This is a genomic window from Streptomyces sp. NPDC006265 (assembly GCF_040613555.1).
GTDB lineage: Bacteria > Actinomycetota > Actinomycetes > Streptomycetales > Streptomycetaceae > Streptomyces.
Map to the genome: position 1 here is coordinate 1 of NZ_JBEXSH010000582.1, position 5,785 is coordinate 5,785.

Genomic DNA, 5,785 nt, shown 5'->3' on the forward strand with positions numbered 1-5,785 from the left:
CGCACGACGGCGGAGCTCAAGCGGGTAACGGGAAGGTCGTGCCATGACTCGATCCTTTCATGAAACCGAGTCTCTATTTGAGCCGGGGCGGTTCACGGGCCGGTTGCGCTGGTGTCCGGCGTTCAGCAGCCGCGCAGTTCTTCGTTCTCGCCGGCCTTGCTGAAGATGGTGTCGGCCTCGTCCACCAGGATCGTGCGCGGGTTCTTGCCGATGACGCGGAAGAGCACCGCCGTGGACATGTTCACCGTCATGATCGGCTGGTGGACGGTCTCGTGGAGCACGTCCAGCACCCGGGACTTGCCGCAGCCCTTCGTCGGGCCGACGACCGCCAGGCGCGGCGCGTGCTGCAACGCGGTCTGGATGTGCGTGGCCGCCACCCACAGGGTGACCGCTGTCAGCGCTTCGTCACTGGGCAGTACGACGTACTTGCCGATCGCCGACCGCAACTCATCCAGCAGTTCCGCACCCTCACCGGAACCCCGTTCCCCAGGGTCTGCCGCTCCCCGAGGAGGCCGGGAGCCGGTCCCGTGATCCGGTCCCCGGGCGTCGACGGGACCAGCCCCCTCCCGCTGGGCGGTTCCCGCCACGGGGCTGTCGGTCCCCATCGACTGGCGGGGACCGTGATCACGGTCCCCGTTGCGGTCCCCTGGTGCAACTGCAGTCTCTTGGGGACCGGTCCCCGTTTTCTCGCCGCTGACCTGCGAGTTTGCACTGGATGCCGATACGGGGACCGGGACGTGCGGGGAACGAGTACTGGGCACTTCGTGGGGACGGTCCCCAACAACGGCATTGGCAGGCGGCTGGGGACGGTCCCCTTGTGCTTCCGCCTCCGCCGGGTGTTCGGCGGTCCCTGACGCGGGGGACCGCGTGTCCTGCTGATCCTGGCGGCGCCAGGGGATGCCCTCGCCGGGGACGGCGGGAGTGGGCCAGGCGGTGGGGGAGGTGTTGGTGGTGCTGGGGGACGTAGAGTCCTCCATAGGCGTTCCTCTCCGGGGAGGGGCAGGACGGGCAAGGTCCCGCCCCTCACCAGCTCGTTCGTTCAGGGATGGGCGATCAGTCGGGAAGTCTTCGGCCCTCGGCGTTGGCGCGCCGGGGGCTGCTTCGTTGTCCGCGCCAGACGCGGGGTCAGGCCGTGAGGTCGTACGACGTCTGGGCGTCCAGCCACGCGTCCACCTCCCGCCAGCGGTAGCGCAGGTGACGGCCGACCTTGTGGACGCTGGGGCCGATGCCCCGGTACTTCCACTGGTAGAGGGTCTTCACCGGCACCCCGAGATAGGCGGCGACCTCTGCAGGGGTGGCAAGCGGGCCACGCTGGGCAGCCGCAGCGGTGGCAGGGGCGTTGGTGCTACGGGGAGCGGTCTTCGGCATAGGGCTCCTTTTCGGTCTTGAACAACGGGCTGGACAACGCAGCCACACCGCCCGGAGAAAGTCCAGAGTTGGTTCTGAAACTCCTCACTACTTCTTTCGGTGTGGCCGGGGAGAGGGAAACAGTAAGGGTGGATCCCCGGTTGCCGAAATCGCTCCGGCCGGGTCCGAAATTTTTTTGCGGCGAAGCAACCGATCGAGGTGCCGGAATCCGGTACCTCCGCAGCTCAGAGGTAACACCTGGCGGTCAGGGGCGACGTGAATGACTCGCCGGGCATCATGGCTGATGTGTGTTTAAATCGCCCATCTCGAAAACGGAGAGGGAAGGTAACACGACACCTCGGCCGAAACGCCTCGCGATGTGCCGGAATCCGACGAGAGGAACACCACTTCGCCCCCGAACGACTATTGGAGAGTTTAAGAGCTAACTCTTGCCATGACCCCCGGACGCAAGTTACAGCTATCTGTCATGTCCAACCGACCTGTAGAAATAGGCCCTGCCGGCCTCCACGCCGCCCGCGCCATCGAGTACCTACGTCTCGTGCGCGGCCTGACCCAACACCAGCTCGCCGCCCGCTGCACCGCGCTGGGCCGTCCGATGGCCAACACCGCTCTCAGCCGCACCGAACGCGCCCGCCGCCGCTGCGACGTAGACGACCTCGTCGCCCTCGCCACCGCGCTCGGTGTTTCTCCCACGACCCTGCTCCTGCCGCTCCCGTCGGTGTCCGGTGATGACTGGAGGGGGTGCTAGTTGGCGCGGGTCTGGATTGAGGACCGCATAGGGCACGCGGCGTATGTACGGGCCGTGGCGGACGCCAAGCGGGCGGGGCGTACGCCACCGGGGCGCTACCGCGTGCGCTGGTACGACCCCGACGGCAGGCCGAAGATGAAGACCTTCGCCCGCAAGGTCGACGCCGAGGCGGAGCGGACAAGGATGGAGTCGCGTCTCAACGACGGCTCCTATCGCGATCCCGCAGCCGCGCGGGTGAAATTCGCAGAGGTGGCGGAGTCCTGGCTGGCGGCGCAGCTCCACCTCAAGCGCTCAACCCGGGCTCGCTACCGCGGTGTTCTCGACGTCCACGTGATTCCCAAGTGGGGTACCACCCCGCTGGACCGAATCCACTTTGAGGACGTCGCCGAGTGGCTCGCGGATCTGCTGTCCGGCGAGGCGACCGGCGGCAGGAAGCTCAGCCCCCGGTCGGTCCGCAAGGCGTACGTCGTCCTCAGTCGCGTTCTCGGCTACGCGGTCAAGGCCCGTCGTCTGGCGGCCAACCCGGCTGTCGGCGTGCCTCTGCCGAAGGCGATGCCCGCTGATCACGTGTACCTCGACGACATGCAGGTCGACGCGCTGGCTAACGCGTCAGGCGCCTACCGGGTGTTCATCCTGCTGCTGGCCTACACCGGACTGCGCTGGGGCGAGGCATCCGCGCTCAAGGTGGGCCGCGTCGACCTGGACGCCTGTCGGGCCCACATCGTGGAGGCGTACGCCGAGGACAACGGCAAGCTCTACCTCGACACCCCCAAGAACCACGAGCGCCGGTCCGTACCGATCCCGCGGTTCCTGGCTGACGAGCTGAAGCCCCACGTCAAGGGGAGAGGAGATAACGACTTGCTCTTCACCGCCCCACAGGGCGGGCCGCTGCGGGCCCGGAACTTCCGTCAGCGGTTCTTCGCGCCGGCGGTCGTAAAGGCCGGGCTGGGGCATCTCAAGGTCACCCCGCACAAGCCGCCATACGGCGGCCTCGCTCGCCATCGCCAGCGGCGCGGACGTCAACGTCGTACAGACGATGCTGGGCCACAAGTCCGCGACGCTGACCCTGGACACCTACGGGCACCTCTTTCCCGACCGCCTGGACGAGGTCTCGAAGAAGATGCACAAGCGCCGCTCCAAGCAACTGGCCAAGGCGAAGGCCAAGCTGGAGAAAGCGGAGCGGAAGGCCCGTGAGGCCGCCGAGACCGTGGCCGCCCTGGAGGAAGACGCCGCGTGATGTGTGCCTAACCCGTGCCGGGGCGCCGTAACCGAGGGGGCACCCCACCGCGCTGATGCGGTGGGGTGCCCCCTTGCGTCTTCCTCGGATCAGGTCAGTCGCGGCCGACGGCTTTCCTCCCAGAACCGGTCCATCGCAGCAGCGGCCGCATCCCCAGCCAACCGCTCGATCCTCTCAGGCACCTCGCGCTCGTCGAGGACGAAGAGCCTCCCGCCGACGAGGTGCGTGGTTGTCTTCCAGGCGAGACGCTGTCCCGCCTCCCTGGCGGCACGCCGGACATCCTTGAGCTCGCCCATCTCGGCAAGATCGTCTGCGCCGAGGATCAGCTGCCCGTAGTAGCCCTCGAACTCCGGCTTCAGTGCGGCCCGCATCAGCGACTCAAGCCGGTCGACCAGCTTCTCGTACCGGCGCCGGGCTAGTTCGTCCTTCGCGGGCATCTCGCACAGCTCCCCACCTCTGCCCGCAGCCGCATGTGTGCCATATGTGTGCTGCGAGGAAGAAGGCCCTCCCGTCCGACGGACGGAAGGGCCTCTGACCAGGTGTTTCTTTGTGCCCCCGGCAGGATTCGAACCTGCGACACCCGCTTTAGGAGTTCGATCGCTCCTCGGCACTGTCGGGGAGCCGCCCGGCCACGTCAGGCGTGTAGGACCCCCTAGGAGTGCTGGCGTCCGGGGCCGTTGATGTCACCTGTGGATGTCAGAACGGTGCAACCGCACGCGCTCGCTGGCACGATGCCCCTGTGGTTGACCTGGAGCGCATCAAAGCGGAGAGCGTGGCGTACTTCCGATCTCTTGACGAGGGGGCCACCTCGCGGCACCACTCCCGCCACTCCGACGAGGACGGCGGCTTGTGGTACTTCGAGGCTGTACCCGACCGGAGTGAGTTGATCGCCGTCAAGCAGGCCGAGCTGACTCCGGCCGGCCAACTCCACCGGTACAGCTGGGAGCACCTGGAGGACGAGCACGGCTTTCTTACAGACCAAGCGCTCGACCCTGAAGAGGACCCGCTGGAAACCATCTCGGCCGAAGAGTTCCAGCGGGTGTGGACCCAGTGAGAGGGGTGGAAAACCACTTTAGGAGCGAGGTTGGGTGATCAGGTGCGTGACCGCGGATTCCTAGCCTGCTCGGGGCCTGGCGGAACTTCCCCTGGGGGACCCCAGTTCTCCGTGAGTCCCCGCCCGTTCTGGCACGAGAGTGGCACGGCCCGAGGACTGTGCCATGCCGTCTGCCGATAGTTCATCCACCCCGCCGCGTTCAGGAGTCGAGCGGTGGATTTACGTGATACGTGTAAAAGCGTTCATCGTCGTAACTTCCCCTCCGCTGGAAACCCCCGTCGTGTTCGACGGAAATCCTCACCCAGCGCTTCTCGCCGACGTGGGTGACTCCGACTTCCCATACGAGTTCCGCAGGAACTCCGGTCGCAGTGGCTATTTCTATTTTGTCGAAACTGGTTCCTACTTCGAGTCGCCAAGTGAGTTCGCGCCCGCGTGGATCTATTCCCACGCATTGAAATGCGATCCTGTCGCCAACGTTGAGCCTGGTTGGTCGGACGTGCAGGTCTGCATCATAGGAATCACCGGCAGAGTGCCCGAAGCTGTCGGTGACAGATTCGATCGAAGAGTAGTACCTGTGAGGTCCGTCGTCTCGCGAAAGGAAAAGTGAAACTTGGTTGCGCAATTGCCCTGATGCTCCGCTAAGTAGCTCCCGCTCGAAGGGAAGTAGCTCGCGGCTATGAGCGACGGGATTGCGAAAATCCGCCAGTATGCCAAGGAATACTTTAGTTCGAGCAAGGTCGCCAAATGCAGGCTTGAAGCTGTCCCAGTTCTTCTCAATGAGCTGGGTCAACGAGTAAAGCTCGGTGTATGTCAGCAGATCATCGGTCACGATCGCTCCGTCGCGACGCTTTCGATCCTCCTCTTGTTTTTCTCTCAATCGCTCGAGATCCGGGGCTCCGCGCTGGGTGGTCCAGTCCGGACCGAAGACTCTGCGTATGAGTTCACGGAGCGCTGTCTCCACCGTTTGAACAGCAAGTGTTGGCTCTGTAATGGACACGTAGCACCTCTGCTCTCTAGGCGCCATGTACCTTACCGAGGTCTCGTGAGGCTCATCCGCGATTTTCCTGTCGGAGGTCAGCGGGTTCCTGGGAACCGAGTCGTAGGTCTCGCGGTCGCTCCTCAGCCCACCACCTTCCCCAGCTCCCATCCCGTCTGCCGTCGACCCACACACCGTGGAGCGGGCGTGGCTCATGGCGTCCAGGTGGAGCGCGCCACAGTACGAACGACCTGGACGCCATGGGCCGCGTCTGCTCGGCTCTGCCGGGGTCGATGGCAGACGGGAGGGGAGCTCCCCGCGCACGCCACCAATCGGCCGGCACTCGCGAACGGCGCCCCCGCCATCCTGGAGCCTGAGCGCCCCCGCCGGAGGCATGCTTTG

5 protein-coding genes and 2 pseudogenes are annotated in these 5,785 nt (G+C 65.6%); 3 read left to right on the plus strand and 4 right to left on the minus strand.

Going from position 1 to position 5,785, the window contains the following annotated elements; translation table 11 throughout:
• Window positions 1-96: 96 nt before the first annotated feature.
• A pseudogene (locus ABZ281_RS34430) lies at window positions 97-977 on the minus strand (hypothetical protein); the annotation flags it as partial.
• Window positions 978-1,125: 148 nt separating this feature from the next.
• The gene (locus ABZ281_RS34435) at window positions 1,126-1,368 is read right to left on the minus strand and encodes a helix-turn-helix domain-containing protein (protein WP_356661944.1); all 243 of its coding nucleotides are present in this window, start codon (window positions 1,366-1,368) and stop codon (window positions 1,126-1,128) included.
• Between the two features lie 466 nt (window positions 1,369-1,834).
• Between ABZ281_RS34435 and ABZ281_RS34440 the strand changes: the two genes are divergently transcribed.
• Both ABZ281_RS34440 and ABZ281_RS34445 read left to right on the plus strand, forming a co-directional pair.
• The gene (locus ABZ281_RS34440) at window positions 1,835-2,116 is read left to right on the plus strand and encodes a helix-turn-helix transcriptional regulator (protein WP_129799997.1); all 282 of its coding nucleotides are present in this window, start codon (window positions 1,835-1,837) and stop codon (window positions 2,114-2,116) included.
• 183 nt (window positions 2,117-2,299) lie between these two features.
• Window positions 2,300-3,353 (plus strand): annotated as a pseudogene (locus tag ABZ281_RS34445) (tyrosine-type recombinase/integrase).
• 89 nt (window positions 3,354-3,442) lie between these two features.
• On the opposite strand, the gene ABZ281_RS34450 reads toward ABZ281_RS34445, so the two are convergent.
• Window positions 3,443-3,790, minus strand: coding sequence for a hypothetical protein (locus ABZ281_RS34450; RefSeq protein WP_356661946.1), 348 nt, complete (start codon window positions 3,788-3,790; stop codon window positions 3,443-3,445).
• A 302-nt stretch (window positions 3,791-4,092) separates the two neighbouring features.
• Between ABZ281_RS34450 and ABZ281_RS34455 the strand changes: the two genes are divergently transcribed.
• Complete coding sequence (locus tag ABZ281_RS34455) at window positions 4,093-4,407, plus strand: hypothetical protein (RefSeq protein ID WP_356661948.1); 315 nt, start codon at window positions 4,093-4,095, stop codon at window positions 4,405-4,407.
• A gap of 199 nt (window positions 4,408-4,606) precedes the next feature.
• Here the strand turns inward: ABZ281_RS34455 and ABZ281_RS34460 are convergent, their stop codons facing one another.
• Window positions 4,607-5,599 carry a hypothetical protein gene (locus ABZ281_RS34460; RefSeq protein ID WP_356661950.1) on the minus strand — a complete coding sequence of 331 codons (993 nt, stop codon included), beginning with the start codon at window positions 5,597-5,599 and terminating at the stop codon, window positions 4,607-4,609.
• Between the last annotated feature and the right edge of the window lie 186 nt (window positions 5,600-5,785).

Excerpts from the sequence above, each read along its gene's own strand:
- ABZ281_RS34435 (WP_356661944.1), bottom strand. The coding sequence starts at position 1,368 with ATGCCGAAGACCGCTCCCCGTAGCACCAACGCCCCTGCCACCGCTGCG.
- ABZ281_RS34440 (WP_129799997.1), top strand. The coding sequence starts at position 1,835 with ATGTCCAACCGACCTGTAGAAATAGGCCCTGCCGGCCTCCACGCCGCC.
- ABZ281_RS34450 (WP_356661946.1), bottom strand. The coding sequence starts at position 3,790 with ATGCCCGCGAAGGACGAACTAGCCCGGCGCCGGTACGAGAAGCTGGTC.
- ABZ281_RS34460 (WP_356661950.1), bottom strand. The coding sequence starts at position 5,599 with ATGAGCCACGCCCGCTCCACGGTGTGTGGGTCGACGGCAGACGGGATG.